The 15,291-nt window shown below is 46.9% G+C and carries 13 protein-coding genes; 7 read left to right on the top strand and 6 right to left on the bottom strand.

Features of this window, described 5'->3' with window-relative positions:
* Positions 1 to 92 precede the first annotated feature (92 nt).
* From LZG72_RS12740 to LZG72_RS12710, 7 genes are all read left to right on the top strand, one after another.
* Positions 93 to 3,500 carry a response regulator gene (locus LZG72_RS12740; protein WP_233872505.1) on the top strand — a complete coding sequence of 1,136 codons (3,408 nt, stop codon included), beginning with the start codon at positions 93 to 95 and terminating at the stop codon, positions 3,498 to 3,500.
* Positions 3,501 to 3,503: 3 nt separating this feature from the next.
* Positions 3,504 to 4,319, top strand: coding sequence for a protein-glutamate O-methyltransferase CheR (locus tag LZG72_RS12735; RefSeq protein WP_233872502.1), 816 nt, complete (start codon positions 3,504 to 3,506; stop codon positions 4,317 to 4,319).
* Positions 4,316 to 4,768, top strand: a complete 453-nt coding sequence (locus LZG72_RS12730) for a chemotaxis protein CheB (protein WP_233872499.1) — start codon at positions 4,316 to 4,318, stop codon at positions 4,766 to 4,768. Before LZG72_RS12735 ends, LZG72_RS12730 begins: the two co-directional genes overlap by 4 nt.
* A 41-nt stretch (positions 4,769 to 4,809) precedes the next feature.
* Complete coding sequence (locus LZG72_RS12725) at positions 4,810 to 6,738, top strand: response regulator (protein WP_233872496.1); 1,929 nt, start codon at positions 4,810 to 4,812, stop codon at positions 6,736 to 6,738.
* A gap of 170 nt (positions 6,739 to 6,908) precedes the next feature.
* Positions 6,909 to 7,604: a hypothetical protein gene (locus tag LZG72_RS12720; RefSeq protein ID WP_233872493.1), complete on the top strand. Its 696-nt coding sequence runs from the start codon at positions 6,909 to 6,911 to the stop codon at positions 7,602 to 7,604.
* A 182-nt stretch (positions 7,605 to 7,786) separates the two neighbouring features.
* A complete protein-coding gene (locus LZG72_RS12715; RefSeq protein WP_233872491.1) occupies positions 7,787 to 9,634 on the top strand; it encodes a chloride channel protein in 1,848 nt (615 codons plus the stop codon).
* 138 nt (positions 9,635 to 9,772) lie between these two features.
* Complete coding sequence (locus tag LZG72_RS12710; protein WP_233872488.1) at positions 9,773 to 10,207, top strand: MarR family winged helix-turn-helix transcriptional regulator; 435 nt, start codon at positions 9,773 to 9,775, stop codon at positions 10,205 to 10,207.
* Between the two features lie 163 nt (positions 10,208 to 10,370).
* Here the strand turns inward: LZG72_RS12710 and LZG72_RS12705 are convergent, their stop codons facing one another.
* From LZG72_RS12705 to LZG72_RS12680, 6 genes are all read right to left on the bottom strand, one after another.
* The gene (locus LZG72_RS12705) at positions 10,371 to 11,207 is read right to left on the bottom strand and encodes a DUF4097 family beta strand repeat-containing protein (protein ID WP_233872485.1); all 837 of its coding nucleotides are present in this window, start codon (positions 11,205 to 11,207) and stop codon (positions 10,371 to 10,373) included.
* Between the two features lie 5 nt (positions 11,208 to 11,212).
* The gene (locus LZG72_RS12700; RefSeq protein ID WP_233872482.1) at positions 11,213 to 12,076 is read right to left on the bottom strand and encodes a hypothetical protein; all 864 of its coding nucleotides are present in this window, start codon (positions 12,074 to 12,076) and stop codon (positions 11,213 to 11,215) included.
* Positions 12,077 to 12,097: 21 nt separating this feature from the next.
* Positions 12,098 to 12,937 carry a zf-HC2 domain-containing protein gene (locus tag LZG72_RS12695; protein ID WP_233872479.1) on the bottom strand — a complete coding sequence of 280 codons (840 nt, stop codon included), beginning with the start codon at positions 12,935 to 12,937 and terminating at the stop codon, positions 12,098 to 12,100.
* A complete protein-coding gene (locus LZG72_RS12690) occupies positions 12,924 to 13,448 on the bottom strand; it encodes an RNA polymerase sigma factor (protein WP_233872580.1) in 525 nt (174 codons plus the stop codon). Before LZG72_RS12690 ends, LZG72_RS12695 begins: the two co-directional genes overlap by 14 nt.
* Before the next feature lie 187 nt (positions 13,449 to 13,635).
* Complete coding sequence (locus tag LZG72_RS12685; RefSeq protein WP_233872476.1) at positions 13,636 to 14,118, bottom strand: PA2169 family four-helix-bundle protein; 483 nt, start codon at positions 14,116 to 14,118, stop codon at positions 13,636 to 13,638.
* A gap of 57 nt (positions 14,119 to 14,175) precedes the next feature.
* Positions 14,176 to 15,291, bottom strand: a complete 1,116-nt coding sequence (locus LZG72_RS12680; RefSeq protein WP_233872475.1) for a hypothetical protein — start codon at positions 15,289 to 15,291, stop codon at positions 14,176 to 14,178.

Genomic DNA, 15,291 nt, shown 5'->3' with positions numbered 1-15,291 from the left:
CTAGTCGTAGGATAAGAACGCGTTAAATGCTTAATTTCGAGGAATTCATGACAGCGTATTGTCGATATACTTCTATTCGCTTTTGATATTTTATGCGCGTTTCGTTCCAACAACAAGTCTTCCTTGGAATTGCTTTCTCCATTTTCTTAGTTCTCGTAGTAGGTCTCACTTCTTACAATGCGATCAGGGTGCAGCTGGAAAATACCGGCTGGGTCAACCATACCCGGGAAGTAATGCGGGTTTCAAGTTCGGTCAAAAACCAGTTGCTCACAGCTGAATCAAATGTCCGCGGGTACGCGATCACAGGAAATGCGGCATTTGAAAGTAGCTATCTGCAGGCTTCGGCCAGGATCAGTTCTGAGGTGGATGTGCTCCGACGCCTGGTGAAAGATAACAGCGTGCAAGCCGCGCGAATCGACTCATTATCACTTCTTCTGCAATCCCGGCTGGAACTCATGAACCGGCAGTATGAACTTCTGAAAGAAAGCAGTTACAAGCCGGATACCATTAAGTCGATCGTTCTGGCGGGGAAAAATCTTTCATCGCAGATCGAATTCAGTTTCCGGCGGATTGAAAATGTGGAGGAAGGACTTTTAGCCGAGCGTGAGCAGAACGCCACGGTCAGTTCGTCGAAAGCTAAACAATACATTTTAATGGGATCGTCGGCCTTTCTGATGGTGATCTTGTTGCTTTATTATTTCATCAGAAGAACTTATAATGCGCAAATCGCCTCGGAACAGGCAACCTTGAAAGCAAACAAGCAGCTGGAAAATCTCGCAATAGAAGACCAGGAGAAGAACTGGATCCTGAATTCGGCAATCCAGATCTCGGAATCGGTCCGGGGCGAGCCTACACTTGAAGAATTATCTAACCGGTTGATTTCTAAGCTAGTGGAGGTTACAGAGGCAGAACTTGCAGTCATGTACCTGGTATCACGGACGGAACACGTACTGGAAGCTTCCGCCAGCTACGGAATGAGCATTACCAAACCTTATCCGCGAACGATCATCATTGGTGAAGGAGCGCTCGGACAAATGGTTCAGAATAAAATCAGCCTCAAAAGGCTCGATGTAAGTCCTGATTATTTCGCAATAGAAACAGCAACCGGAAATGCTACTACCGGAGTTGTTCTGGTGAAAACGATCTCATTCGGCGGGAAAGTCATTGCATTAATGGAAGCCGGATATTTGAAAGAGCCTTCTTCACGCGTGATTAAACTTCTGGAACTCGTTTCCGACAATATTGCGGTGGGAATTATAGCTTCACAGGCCCGTGAAATAGCGAATGAACTGCTCGAAAAAACCCAAATGCAAGCTGAAGAACTGGAAAGTCAGCAGGAAGAACTACGGGTTACAAATGAAGAATTGACGCGGCAAAGTTCATTACTGCAGGTTTCGGAGGAAGAACTGAGGGTTCAGCAGGAGGAATTGAAGCAAATCAATACCGAGCTGGAAGAAAAAGCTTTCCTGCTTGAAGAGCAGAAAAGTACGATCGAAGAAGCCCGGGACCAGATCCAGCTGAAAGCGGACGCATTGGAAAAAAGCGGACGGTTCAAAAGCGAGTTCCTGGCGAATATGAGCCACGAACTGCGCACACCTCTGAACAGTATTCTGATCCTGTCGCGCATCCTTGGTGAAAATAAAGGCGAGCGCCTGAACGAGGAAGAACAACGTTATGCCTCCGTGATCTTCAATTCCGGAAACGATCTTCTGACTTTGATCAACGACATTCTCGATTTAGCCAAAGTGGAATCCGGGAAAGTGGAGCTCATTCATGAAAATGTTCCTACCGAGCTGATTTTGACAGAAGTAAGAAATACATTCCAGAAAATCGCGGAAAATAAGGGTCTTACTCTTTCGATTAAAAAGAACGATTCCTGCCCGGACACGCTTTACGTTGATCACGTCAGACTTCTGCAGATTGTCAGAAACCTCATGTCCAATGCGATCAAATTCACTTCTGCGCCGGGCACCGTATCGCTTCGGATCAGCGAGGAACTGGGCTATCTGCATTTCGAAGTAGCCGATACAGGTATCGGCATTCCCGAGGATAAACAAAAAGCCATATTTGAAGCATTTCAGCAAGCCGACGGTTCCACAAGCAGAAAATATGGCGGAACCGGGCTGGGACTTTCCATTAGCAGGGAGCTCGCAAATTTGTTTAAAGGTTCCGTTTCATTAAAAAGCAAGCTGGGAGCAGGATCTGTTTTTACACTAAAAATACCGGTACAAAGCGAAACGCCCGCCGGTTTGCAAATCACGGAATTTGCGGACGAAATAAAACCCGAGAAGACGGTACCCGTACTCAAAGAAAACCGTCTTCTTCTCATTGAAGACGATGAAGTATTTGCCGCCGATATGTCTGCAAAAGCGCGGGACGCGGGTTTTTTGGTAGAAATTGCAAGTGATGGCGCGACGGCGCTGCGGCTCATCAAAACATTTAGTCCGACCGCCATTATTCTCGATATGCGTCTGCCGGATATGCATGGGCGTGAAATTATAGAGGAATTGCAATCGGATAGCAAAACCCGGCTGATACCGGTTCACACGGTTTCATCAGGTGACTTTTTCGACGAAGATCTGCTCGGAGAAGGCGCCATCGGATTTATGCAAAAACCGGTTGACCGGGCGTCTGCCGAGCATATGTTCAATCTGTTGAAACTGGAAGGAAAAGATCTTGAAAAACAGCGCATTCTGTTGATCGAGGACGATACCTATCAAAGCAAATACGTCGGCGATTTCCTGGCCTCCAATAATATTTTCGTTTTGTACGCTTTTTCCGCCGAAGAAGCGCTGACGATCCTCCGTAAAGATTCCGTCGACGGCATTATCCTGGATGTGAGGCTGGCAGATATGAATGGACTGGATCTGCTCGACCGGATCAAGGAAAATCCTGAATGGAATGCGCTGCCGGTGGTCGTTAATACCGCCGAGGATCTTAGCCAAGCCGATCTTAGCAGGGTCATGAAATATGCACATCCGGTAGTGATCAAAACAAAAAAATCGAACGAACGGCTCTTGGATGAGGTTAAGCTGTTCCTGAAAAAAATTCAACCTAAAACAGAAATTTCGAAAGCCAAAAAAGATGCATTCAGTAATCCGGTCGTTCATTCGCAGAATGTCTTTATAGGCCGTACCATCCTGCTCGCAGACGATGATATGCGTAATATTTTCGCATTGAGCGCGGTTTTGGAGGAAGCCGGTTTCAAAATTGAAATCGCGACAAATGGGAGAGAAGCCATTCAAAAACTGGAAGAAGGGCCAGGTATCGAGCTGGTGCTGATGGATGTGATGATGCCGGAAATGGATGGGATCGAGGCGACGCGGCGGATTCGCGAACAAAGCCGCTGGGCCAACCTGCCCATTATTGCGGTTACGGCGAAAGCCATGCAGGGCGACCGCGAACAATGCCTGGCGGCCGGGGCGAACGACTACATTTCTAAACCGGTGGATATCGATAAGCTCTTATCCCTCATTAAAGTGTGGCTACACGCAGCCTGATCTATGGTAGTGATTGAATACGCAGAGCTGGAAATTTTGATCGGCAGGATCAGGGAAATATCGGGGTTTGACTTTTCGGGATATGCACGGCCTTCTCTTTTGCGCAGGGCCAGCCGCTATTTGTCCAGGCACGCGATGGATCTCAACGGACTTTTATCGCACATCGAACCCGGCGGCGGCATGGTGTATGATCTCATCCAGGAACTGACGGTCAACTATTCCGAGATGTTTCGCGACCCTGATTTTTTTACGAAGATCCGGTCGGAAGTTTTTACCTATCTCGAATCGTATCCCGCATTGCGTTTTTGGGTAGCAGGATGTGCATCGGGCGAAGAAGCGTTTTCCATGGCTATCCTGCTGAAAGAGACCGGATTTCTCGACCGTTCTTTGATTTACGCCACCGATTTGAACAACAAGGTTTTAAATGCAGCACGGGAAGGTGTTTTTACATTAAGCAACACACGGAGTTTTTCGGAAAACTACATGCTGGCGGCAGGAAAGCGTTCTCTGTCCGATTATTACCATGTCGCGTATAACAAAGCCATTATCTCCCCGGAGCTGCGAAAAAATATCGTTTTTTCACTGCATGACCTCACTGGCGACGGCGTGTTCAACGAATTCCAGTTCATCAGTTGCCGGAATGTGATGATCTATTTTACATTGGAACTGAGGCAAAAGGTATTCAGGCTTTTGTATGACAGTTTGAGCATGCTGGGCTTTCTTTGCCTCGGAAAGCGCGAGACGCTGCGTTACTCGGGCATTGAAGATAATTTTAAAGTGATCGACAGTGCGTTGAACATTTACCAAAAAATCAAATGAACAGATCCGAAGATCCGCTAAGCCTGGTATTGATCGGCGGTTCTTCCGGAAGCCTCACCCTTTTTGAGGAGATATTAAAGTTGCTGGTTAACCCGGTATCGTTTGCATTGATCTTCGTGCTGCATCGGGGAAAAACGAGTACTGCCGTACTTCCGGATTTGTTCCGAAACAAAACTAAAATTTGGATGAGCGAGCCAAACCATCTCGACCCGATCCTCGCCAAAAGTGCGTATGTCGCGTTTCCGGACTACCATTTGCTGATTGGGGCAGATAAGCGTTTTTATTATGATTTGTCCGAAAAGGATTTTTATTCGAGACCTTCCGTTGACGCCACATTTATTTCAGCCGCAATGTCGGGTATTCCCGTGAAGGCTGCCGTGCTGCTTTCCGGCGCCAATGGTGACGGCGCGAATGGAATGAAACTGCTGGCAGATAAAGTGGATTTTTGAGAATAACTCACGATATTTTTTATACACATTGAAGCTGAGCCATGGAAAACACGAAAATTTTATTGCTTGATGACCGTGAAGAAAACCTGATTTCGTTGAAGGCTATTCTCAGCCGCGACGATATCGAGGTTTTTTCCACGACATCTCCCAATGAGGCACTTCGTATCGTCTGGGAAAATGATGTTGCCGTTGCGCTGGTGGATGTGCAAATGCCTGGAATGGATGGATTTGAGTTTGCGGAGACGCTTTTGTCCAATCCCAAAACCAAAGAGATCCTGATCGTATTTGTCACAGCCATTTCGAAGGAAACGACATACGCGGTTCGTGGGTTGAAAACCGGTGCCATCGACTATCTCTATAAACCGCTTGACCCGTACATCACAAATGCGAAAGTCGATTCGCTGATCAGGCTTGCGCGCAGCCAGAAGGAGATCAGGGATAAGAACAAGCTGCTCGAAAACTATGCAACGATCATCTTAAATTCCCCGGATATTATTGCGACGGTCGAGCCGGAAACCGGTAAAATCCTTTCCATTAATCCGTCTGTCGATACCATACTCGGTACTCCACCTTCGAGCCTCACCGGGCTGAGTATCCTGAACCTTCTTGTGGATCCGTCCAATTCGGGGTTACGCAAAGTACTGGTGGACCGCAGCTACATCGGAGGTGAAACGATCGTGGTGGAGGATCAATTCTATGGAAGGTTGCGCCAGCCGGTGTGGTTGGAATTGCGTGTCATGTACAGGAACAGACTTTTGTTTGTCAACCTGCATGATGTTGAAAAAAGAAAGGCGCACGAACGAGAGCTGATCCATGCGCAGACGCAGGCAGAAAAGGCGCGAAAAGTAAAAGAAGCTTTTCTAGCCAACATGAGCCACGAGATCCGAACGCCTTTGAACGGCATCATGGGTATCGGTAACCTGCTCGCCGCCAGCCAGCTAGACGAATCACAGACAGAACTGGTGGGCATGCTCCGCCAGTCTTCGGGATCGCTGCTCAACATTCTGAACGACATTCTGGATATTTCAAAGATAGACGAAGGGAAGTTTTCCATTTTACCTACATCAACAGATCTGCGGGTTCTCGGCAAAGGAATTATTGATCTGATGAAATTCAAGGCAGAAGAGAAATTACTTGATTTACAGCTTATTATAGCAGATTCGGTGCCGGAATGCGTGATCGCGGATGGAATGCGTCTCAATCAGATCCTGCTCAATCTGGTTGGAAATGCATTAAAATTCACAGAAACCGGAAGTGTTAAACTTAAAGTGGATCATCTCGGGGAAACCAACACCATACACCAGGTCCGTTTCAGTGTGGAAGATACCGGCATCGGCATGTCCCAGGATCAGATCGCAAACATTTTCTCGGAGTATGGACAAGCCTCAGAAAATACTTCGCACCAATATGGAGGTACCGGACTTGGCCTCACGATCTCGCAAAAACTTGTTCGTTTAATGGGTAGCGAACTGGAAGTAAACAGTCACTCGAATTTCGGAAGCCAGTTTTTCTTCACACTTGCTTTGCCCGACGCCAACGAAAAAGCGCAGGAGGAGCGGAAACCGGTTGCATTCCAGGATTTACCGCCTTTTAATGGTAAAAAAGTACTTGTAGCCGAAGACAATCCAATTAATGCGTTGTTACTAAAAAAATACCTGAAAGCCTGGAAGCTGGAAGTTACACTTGTCGTGAACGGAAGAGAGGCAGTGGATGTACTGCGCGAGCAACGTTTCGACCTGATTATCATGGATACGAGGATGCCCGAAATGGACGGTTTTCAGGCTGCGCGCATTGTAAGGAACCAATTGAATATCATAACACCCATACTTTCCCTCTCGGCGACCGTTTTGCCGGAGGAAATCGAGCAGGCACTGGATTCGGGAATGACCGACACATTATCCAAGCCGTTTGAGCCGGAAAAGCTGCATGTTAAAATTGATACGCTTTTGAGTGCGGCCATTCGTTCGTAATGCAACGATTTGTTGGTACTTATCGTAATGATTAAATACAGATTTCGTTATAAAGTAATTGTAATTGATATCAACCGACCAAAATGAAAAGTTTAAGAAACAGTTGGGGTTTACCGCTGCTCGCCGCCCTCTTCGGATGCAGCCTTTTTGGATGCAGCTCCTCCAAAACAATGAGCTATGAATCAAAATGGAATGCGCCTTTCTCATACGTGGATGAAGTAAAACCGGATCAGCAGGATCAGAAATCGCGGTTGCGTTATGGGATTATTAATGATGACCAGTACGTGTACATTACCTTGAAAACAAAAGACCCATCGACGATCCAGAATATTCTGAGCAGTGGGATGAAGATCGCATTCAGTCCGGACGGCCAGAAAAAAGAAGCTTATTCCCTTCTTTTTCCGGTGGTAATGAAAGAAGACAGAAAAGCTTTGAAACGAATCGATACGGATCTGCCAAACAGCCTGGGGTTGGACCTGCTTCTAGATTCTTACAATAAAGAGGCGGTTTGGAAAGACAGAAAAGGCGAGCATTTTATAAATCTCGTGGAACCGGACGGAAGTATCAAATCGCATATCTCCATGGACCGGAATGGCGAGTTAACCGAGCAAATTGCAATTCCATTTAGTTTAATGGGCGTTAATGCGAAGGAAACGGCTATGCTTGGTCTGAATATCAAAGTAGATGGACAGTCGTCGCAGTCTGGTTTTAGTCCAAGGATCGGGATCGGCCTTGGAGGCGGAATGGGAATGGGAGGCGGAATGGGCGTTGGAATCGGATCGGGTGGCGGCTATGGCTCGCGATATAATAACAACGAGCGAAATGTAGATATCAGGCTCGAAGTGCAGCTGGCACGCGCGAATTAACCCAGCCTTATTCAAGTCAAAGCCTGCCGATCTCGGCGGGCTTTTTTATTCAGCATATGTCCCGCTCTCCAACTGTGGAACGTAATTTGCTGTGATTAGACGCATCAGAATTTTAATTAAAAAGAGATTACTGCTTTTCTCAACACCGGATTTGTCGAGGAAGTATCTCAAAACAAGATCTTGTGAATAGAGACACTATCAAAAAGTTCTATCATTTCATAAAGTTCAGGAACGACTTCACGCGTCGGAACCTGAACAAGTTCAAGAGTTATGAAATCGTATTGTTCTGGCTCAAAAGCGTTTTAAGCCGCTCACAGTTTTTGATTTTGTCGGGTATCCTGGTGGGGATAACCTGCGGCCTGGCCGGCGTGGTGCTGAAATCCCTTGTGCATTACATCCACTACATCATCACCCACAAGGTGCATTTCGAAGAGCAGGTGTTCTTTTACATTCTCTTCCCGTTCCTGGGCATTGTCCTGACTACATTGGTCGTCATTTTTGTCTTCAAAGGCCAGGATAAGAAAGGAATTCCGGTAATCCTGTATGAGATCGCCCAGAATTCCAGCATTGTATCTTCCGTCAAAATGTATTCCCAGATCGTGCAAAGCGCCATCACTGTCGGGCTTGGTGGCTCGGCAGGACTGGAAAGCCCGATTGCAGTAACCGGCGCGGCCATTGGTTCCAATTTCGCGCAAACCTATAAGCTGGACTATCGCGAGCGTACACTTTTGCTGGCAGCCGGCGCTACCGCCGGGATCGCGTCCGCATTCAATGCCCCGATCGCGGGGATGATGTTCGCATTTGAGATCCTGCTGGTAGGGGTTGTTTTCTCCGATTTTATCCCGTTGGTAGTAGCGGCTGTTTGCGGGAGTTTGGTATCCAAGATCCTTTTACAGGGAGAAGTTCTTTTCCTGTTTAAGACGAGAAGTCCGTTTGATTACCATAACATCCCGTTTTACCTCGTTCTTGGCGTTCTCTGCGGACTTTACGCCCGTTACTTTGTCCTGATCGCCAGATACGTCGACGAGCTCTTCCACAGCCTGAAAATGACCCGTATCCGGAAGGCCATGCTCGGCGGGGCGATCCTTTCCATTTTATGCGTGTTGTACCCACCGCTGTTTGGCGAAGGATATGATACCATTAAAGCCCTTACGAACGGGCAGATCCACGAGGTGATGGAGAACAGTTTTTTCCGGTTTATCAGCTACCGGGAATGGGTGGTGGTGGTGTTCGTCGCAGTGATCTGTCTGCTGAAAGCATTCTCTGCATCGATCACCATTTTCAGTGGCGGGAACGGGGGGAATTTCGCGCCGTCGCTCTTTGCCGGAGGGTCGCTCGGTTACGCATTTGCATTGCTTTGTGTGCAGGCCGGTATCACCGAAGTACCCGTGAACAACCTGGTGATCGTAGGAATGGCCGGGGTGATGAGCGGGGTATTGTATGCGCCGCTTACAGCCATTTTTCTGATCGCAGAATCTACTTCCGGTTACGATCTTTTTATCCCGTTAATGATCGTTTCGGTCATTTCCTTTTCCATTGCAAAATGGTTTTCATCCATTTCTCCGGACCTCCAGAAGCTCGCCGATTCGGGTAAGATATTCACTCGGGAACACGACCGGAATCTGCTTTCCCTGCTGCACGTCCTTGATCTTATCGATAAGGATATTCAGACCATTCATGTGAATGCATCGCGGGAAGAACTCGCCGAATTATTCCGGAATGGGAGGCGGAATATGATCTCTGTAATTAATGGAGAGAAGAAGCTGGTAGGTATTATTTCAATGGACGATGTGCGTCCGCTTTTGTTCAATCCCGAGGTCTACGATTTGCTCACGGTTAAGGGTCTGATGAAAGAGCCGGCAACGGTGATCAGTGACTTTGATACGGTCATCAGCGTAGTCAAAAAGTTCGACGAAACGGGTGCCTGGAACCTCCCGGTAGTTAAGACTTCGGGTGAATTTGTAGGCTTCATTTCCAAATCCGGCGTTCTGAACAGCTACCGGCAGCTATTACGCTCGCATTCAGGGTAGAAGTGCCACGTGAAACATATTTTTTATTATTAAAATCCATAACAAACTGTTGTTTAATTGGGTATGTCTATTATATATTTGCATAATACTTGATTATTCAAGTATATATCAACTATAAAACAACTACTATTCAAGCTTATGTCAACTACAACTCCTGCATTGAAATTCTTTATGAACCTCACGATGGTTCAGTCGCTGATATTCAAACGGTTCGATACAAAACTGAGCAGGCATGGCATCAGCCTGAATGAATTCATGATCCTTTATCACCTCGGAGAAGCGACGGACGAGAAGTTGAGAAGGGTAGATCTGGCTGAAAAAATTGGTTTAACAGCTTCGGGAATTACGAGAATGCTGACACCTTTGGAAAAACTTGGCCTGGTAAAGAGAGAAGCGAACAGCAGAGATGCCCGCGTGAGTTACGTAAAACTGGCCAACGCCGGGAAAAAGATTTTAAACGAAAGCTCAGCCACCGCCGAAGAGGTAACTGAGCAGATTCTGGCCCTGGTAAAGACTAAAAAACTCGACGATTTCTCGAAGATGTTACTGGAAATGGGAGCGACGATTAAGTGATTGCCCCCCGGCCCCCTGAAGGGGGAGAAACAGAACGGGCTTGGAAAAGTCCTAGCAAATCTCCCCCTAAATCCCCTAAAGGGGACTTTTTGTAAAAAAGAATGTCTCCCCTTCAGGGGCCGGGGGAAAGAAGTAGAACGTCTCCCCTTCAGGGGTCGGGGGGTCACTTCGCCTTCCTCACATAAATATTCCCATTCATATTCTTCATCATAATCTCGCCGCCGCCGCCATTTACTTTGCCTTTGACCCAATCTTCGATGGATACTTTGTACATGCCGTCTTTGGCTGAACGCGTCGCCTGCGGCTGGCTTTTATCGACGTCCACGTCAAAGTCGCTGTAAATTTCTCCCCGGTCGGATTTGATCCGGACATCGAATTTGGCGGCAGCCGGCAAGGTAACATCCACGTTTCCGTTCAGCGTTGAAAAAGCCATGGGGGAAGTCGTATTTACGTTCTTGAAGGTTGCTTTCAATGTGCCGTTGATCGTGTTAGCAACTGCGGATCCCGACACGTTTGTGAGACGGATATCGCCGTTCACGTTTTTGATTTCCAGCTCGCCGTCCACGTTCTCAACGATGATGTCGCCATCGTTCACGGTGCTGACTTTCAACTTGCATTTCAGCGGGACTTTAATATTCAGCGTAAGAATGTTGTGGTTCACACGTGAATTGATCTTAACCGTATTGTTCTGCTCCGTGGCCGTAATGTCCAGACCTGCATTCCGCGGTGATATCCGTTTCATCCCGCCAGCCTGCTCGTCATTTGGTTTGTCTCTCCTTTCTTCAGTTTTCGAGGAAGCGTCGATCACCACATGGTTTCCGGCATAGCCTGTCACGTGGATGCTGCCGTAGAGAATTCCCACATCCAGCGTTGCGGGCTTGGAAGGGTCGGACAACGGCACTGTGAGCGTTTCTTTTGATTCCGCCTGCGCCAAAAGTCGTGTCTGCACGAAGGTTAATGCGATGGATACGGCGAGGGATATTATTGAATTGGTTTTCATTTTGCTTATGATTGTTTTTTAAGATAAATATTTCCGTTAAATGTTTCGAACTTATAGGTAGGCCCGCCTTTTCCAACGCGGATAAATGTGTCGGTACTGAGCTTGTAAACTGTTTTATTGTCTTTCACCTCCGCATTCTTGATCACTTTCACCGGCAGCGATTCCACATCGTTGAAATCCGTGTAAAAATTGCCATTAAATGTTTTGAAGCTACAAACCACGGAGAGCGCGGCTGGGTAGGTGATCTTAATGTCGCCGTTCAAAGTCTTGAAATCAGACTCGCCGGGAGGTATGACGAGGTAATTTGCCTCCACATTTCCATTCACCGTCCGCACCTTCGCAGCGCCTTTTGCATTGGCAATCGTAATGGCCCCATTGACATTGTATACGCCCAGCGAACCGGTCACATCGTTCACCGTTATATCGCCGCCATTCACCGTAGATACATGGAGATTCAGCGAATAGGGGACTTTTACCGTGAAATTCAGTTCGTAGTGATACTGGATTCTGGGCCCGTCCCAGTTTCTTTTATTGCGGTTTGGACGTGAGTCAAAAGGAGTTTTGATAAAAGCAGTGACACTGTCTGCATTCTGTTCAAAATCCAGACTAAATTCCTTTTTACCTTCTTCCAATGCTTCCTGGGTTTTTGCTGAAATGGTCTTGTCGATTTCCAGCAGCACTTTATCTCCATTATACCCTACAACCTTGATAAATCCATTCACATTATAAATGGCGAGCGTGTTGGTGGCGGCACTTTTCGACAGAGAAAACTCCTTGGTAATGTGCTCTTTGAATTCGAGCTTTTGTGCCGGGGCCTGGGTACAAGCGAGTACCGCTCCCGCCAGCAGGGGGATTGCAAAATAGTTCATGGCTAATAGATTAATTACAGTTTAAGACAGCTCCTTGATCGACTGCTCGATCTTATTTTTGACCAAATCGTTGAGTCCTTCTTTCCGGAGCAGAGTCCGCAATGCCTTGATGGACTTTTTCTCCTGCATTTGCACCATCACATCCGCCAATGCTACCTGTACCATAGGCGAATCCTGAACGAGCAGCGACTTTACAAGACCTTCCCTGACAACCGGATCACTCGTATACTGCGTCAAAGCTTCCAGCGTCACCAGCCTCACATTCACATTATCATCGGTATTGAGGGTAGTAAAAAGCGCCTCGATTACGCGTTCGTCTGCATTGGCGATCTCACTGGTGTAGCCTACTGCCCGGAGCCTTTCAGTAGCCGAAGGATTTTCGATAAGTGACAACATCATCGTGCTTTTCATATCCTGAACCTGCGATGCGAGCGTTTCAATTTGCTCCTGATAAGCCGTGGCTTTAACATTTTCTCCACCCGTTCTGCGGCCGATAATCCAGCCAAGTCCCACCAGCAGCAAACTAAATGCAACCTGAACCGCCCAGGGAGGAATCACTAATTCCCTGATTTTATCAATAATCCGCTGTAAAGAGAATGGGCTTTCGACTTGTTCCGCTTTTTTGAACTGATCCAGCATTTGATAAAAATTGACCCGCATCGCTTCGTCCGGTTCGGGTATCCGCATTTTGCCAAGACCTTCCCAAAGTTGCTTATCCATTAAGAATTCTTCCTGGCAGGTTATGCATTCTGCCAGATGGTTATCCACTTCCGCACGGTCGACTTTGGTAAGCCTGTTGTTCAGCCAGTCGGTTAACTTATCTTTTGTATGCTCACAGCCCATTTCGTTATTTCCTTTCATTTGTAAAAAACTTTTTTTTTAACTCACCCAGTGCGCGGTGCACCCTCACTTTCACAGTTCCTTCATTGATGTTCAGGACTTTTGCTATTTCGTCGTATTTCAGTTCCTGGAACCGGCTCAAAATCAATACTTCCCGATATTCTTCACTTAATCCTGCCATGGCCTTGTGCAGAAAATCCTTATCCTGCTGCTTTTCAATACTTTCATCGGCCAGAGTCCCGCCTCCGATCTTATCCGCCATTTCGTTGACGTCATAATGGTTGGCCGATTTGTGCTGTTTAACGGAATCATTCAAAACGTTTCTCGCGAGATGATACATCCATGTCCTGAATTCACCCTCACCTGTAAACGTATGCTTGTATTTCAGCATCCGGTAAAACACATTCTGCACCAGATCCTCGCTTGAATCGGCTTTATGCGTCATATGGTAAAAGAATGCAAACAACGGTCGGTTGTACCGCTCAAAGAGCAAACCCATCTTATCCAGGTCGCCGGCTTTCACCCGGAGCATCAGCGAATTGTCTGTCAAAGCGTTCAAATGATTGGCTCTTTTTGTTTGATTGTATTGTGGTAACCGGGGGTACTGAGAAAGGTTACAGGAATTTAGAAATATTTTTTCTTTATCTAATCTAGCAACTCGTAGCGTTGCCTGCTTCTGCATAGGTAACTCATTAAAAAGCCGGACAAGCCGGCATTTTCTAAGTCGTCAGAGGATAATTTGGAACGTCCCGTTGTCGGTCCCTTTCCTTTTTGATCGTATCATGTGATGACTTGATCGCCGATTCCTGACTCAATAGCAGCTGTCGGATATCGGCCGGCAAAACTTCGGATTTTAATGCTTCCCCGTAAGCCTTTATTGCCGCATCTTCGCCGCCTTCGGCATTTTCCAGCACGGCAAGACGGTTATCAAATGTAAAAACCGAGCGAATATCCATCCATACGCGATATAATTTTCCGGAGGTCATCGTTCCTGTCGCCGGTTCGCCGCCGAGCTTTACTACCTCCGCTTTCAGGTCCAGCACATGGTCCCTGCTCTGCTCAGCCAGCTTTTTAAACATTGCCCTCAGATCATTTTCAATTTCCTTCGTTTCCGCGTCAGCCTTTTCGTACCCGGCAATCCGATCATTATTGATCAGAATAAGATCATTTAAAACCTCAATTACTTCTGAATTTTCTGCCATGACATTCTTCAAGTTTGTTGATGGCAGCATTTCTAAAATAATTATTCCAAATCGCATTTACCTCCGCAAAATGCTGATTGTATTGGAATAAACCTCATAATCACACCCGGGGGCCCGGTCTTCAATCACCTTTTTGGAAACAAAATTCAGAATTTCAGCCCTTCGGGATAATGGCGTTTTCGTATGGTTTTCCCAATACTTTTCTTCCGGGATTAAAATAACCACAACCGCTTTTCCGCCGCCAAATTCCCATTCAAAAGCAATATTGATTTCTTTCTCTCTATAAGTAATAGTTCCGCCGCGTCCGTCCTGCGTGTACTCAACTGCCGGCCCGAATTTGGAAGTCAGGTCCGTTTTGAATCTTTGAAGATCCGTCCCATTTTGAATCTCAACATGATTGGAATCAAACAACCGGTGTTCTTTGTCATATTGAACCATCCGCACGTTTCCCGGCGGATGCTCGTACCCATCAAATGGTTTTTCAACGATCAAACGACTCGTTTCCTGCACCGGCGAAATTACCGTCGGCGGGGGTGGCAAATGCACTTCCTGATTGCGGATGGCTTGTCTGATGTTGACCGGCGGATTGGGATATGCGGCTGTGGGGAAACCTTGGCGAAATTTGATGAACCGTATCTTATGCGTCCAGCCGCCCGGCCAGTCGGCTTCAATGGTATAAAAACCCGGTTTCAGCGGCAGCGTGTCGATGGAGATCATCATACCTCCATTCAATTTGTTTTTCACAGCCGTTTTTTCCACCTCGTGAGAAACATGGTTTATCAGCGTGAAGTGTCCCGCATGATACGCATACTTCGGCATGTGAAAAACGATCTGCTGGCAATCGGGGTAATGAATAACCCGCACTTTTTCCGGTTTTATTGAGCCAATATTTTCCGTATCAATGGACGGATCTTCCTGGTCATTTCTGGCAAAATTGGTGACGCTTGTCAGGACACATTTGCCGAAATAAGGTTCTGTCTCTTTCGGTATTTTTATTTTTTTCAAAAATTGCATTGGCAGCAAACCTGCTTCACCATTGCCCATATCAGGCAAAAGATAGCCACCAAGTGCCGGCGCCACCTCTATTGCCTGGCTAGTAAGTTCCAGGATAGTACCCGGCTCAAAAACCCGCGAATGCTTTATAATCTCGACAAAGACGGTTTCTTGCGCCAT

It is taken from the genome of Dyadobacter sp. CY323 (genome assembly GCF_021390245.1).
In the GTDB taxonomy this organism is placed as follows: Bacteria; Bacteroidota; Bacteroidia; order Cytophagales; family Spirosomataceae; genus Dyadobacter.
The sequence above is the reverse complement of the archived record's forward strand: the minus strand, read 5'-3'. Positions and strand labels throughout refer to the sequence as shown.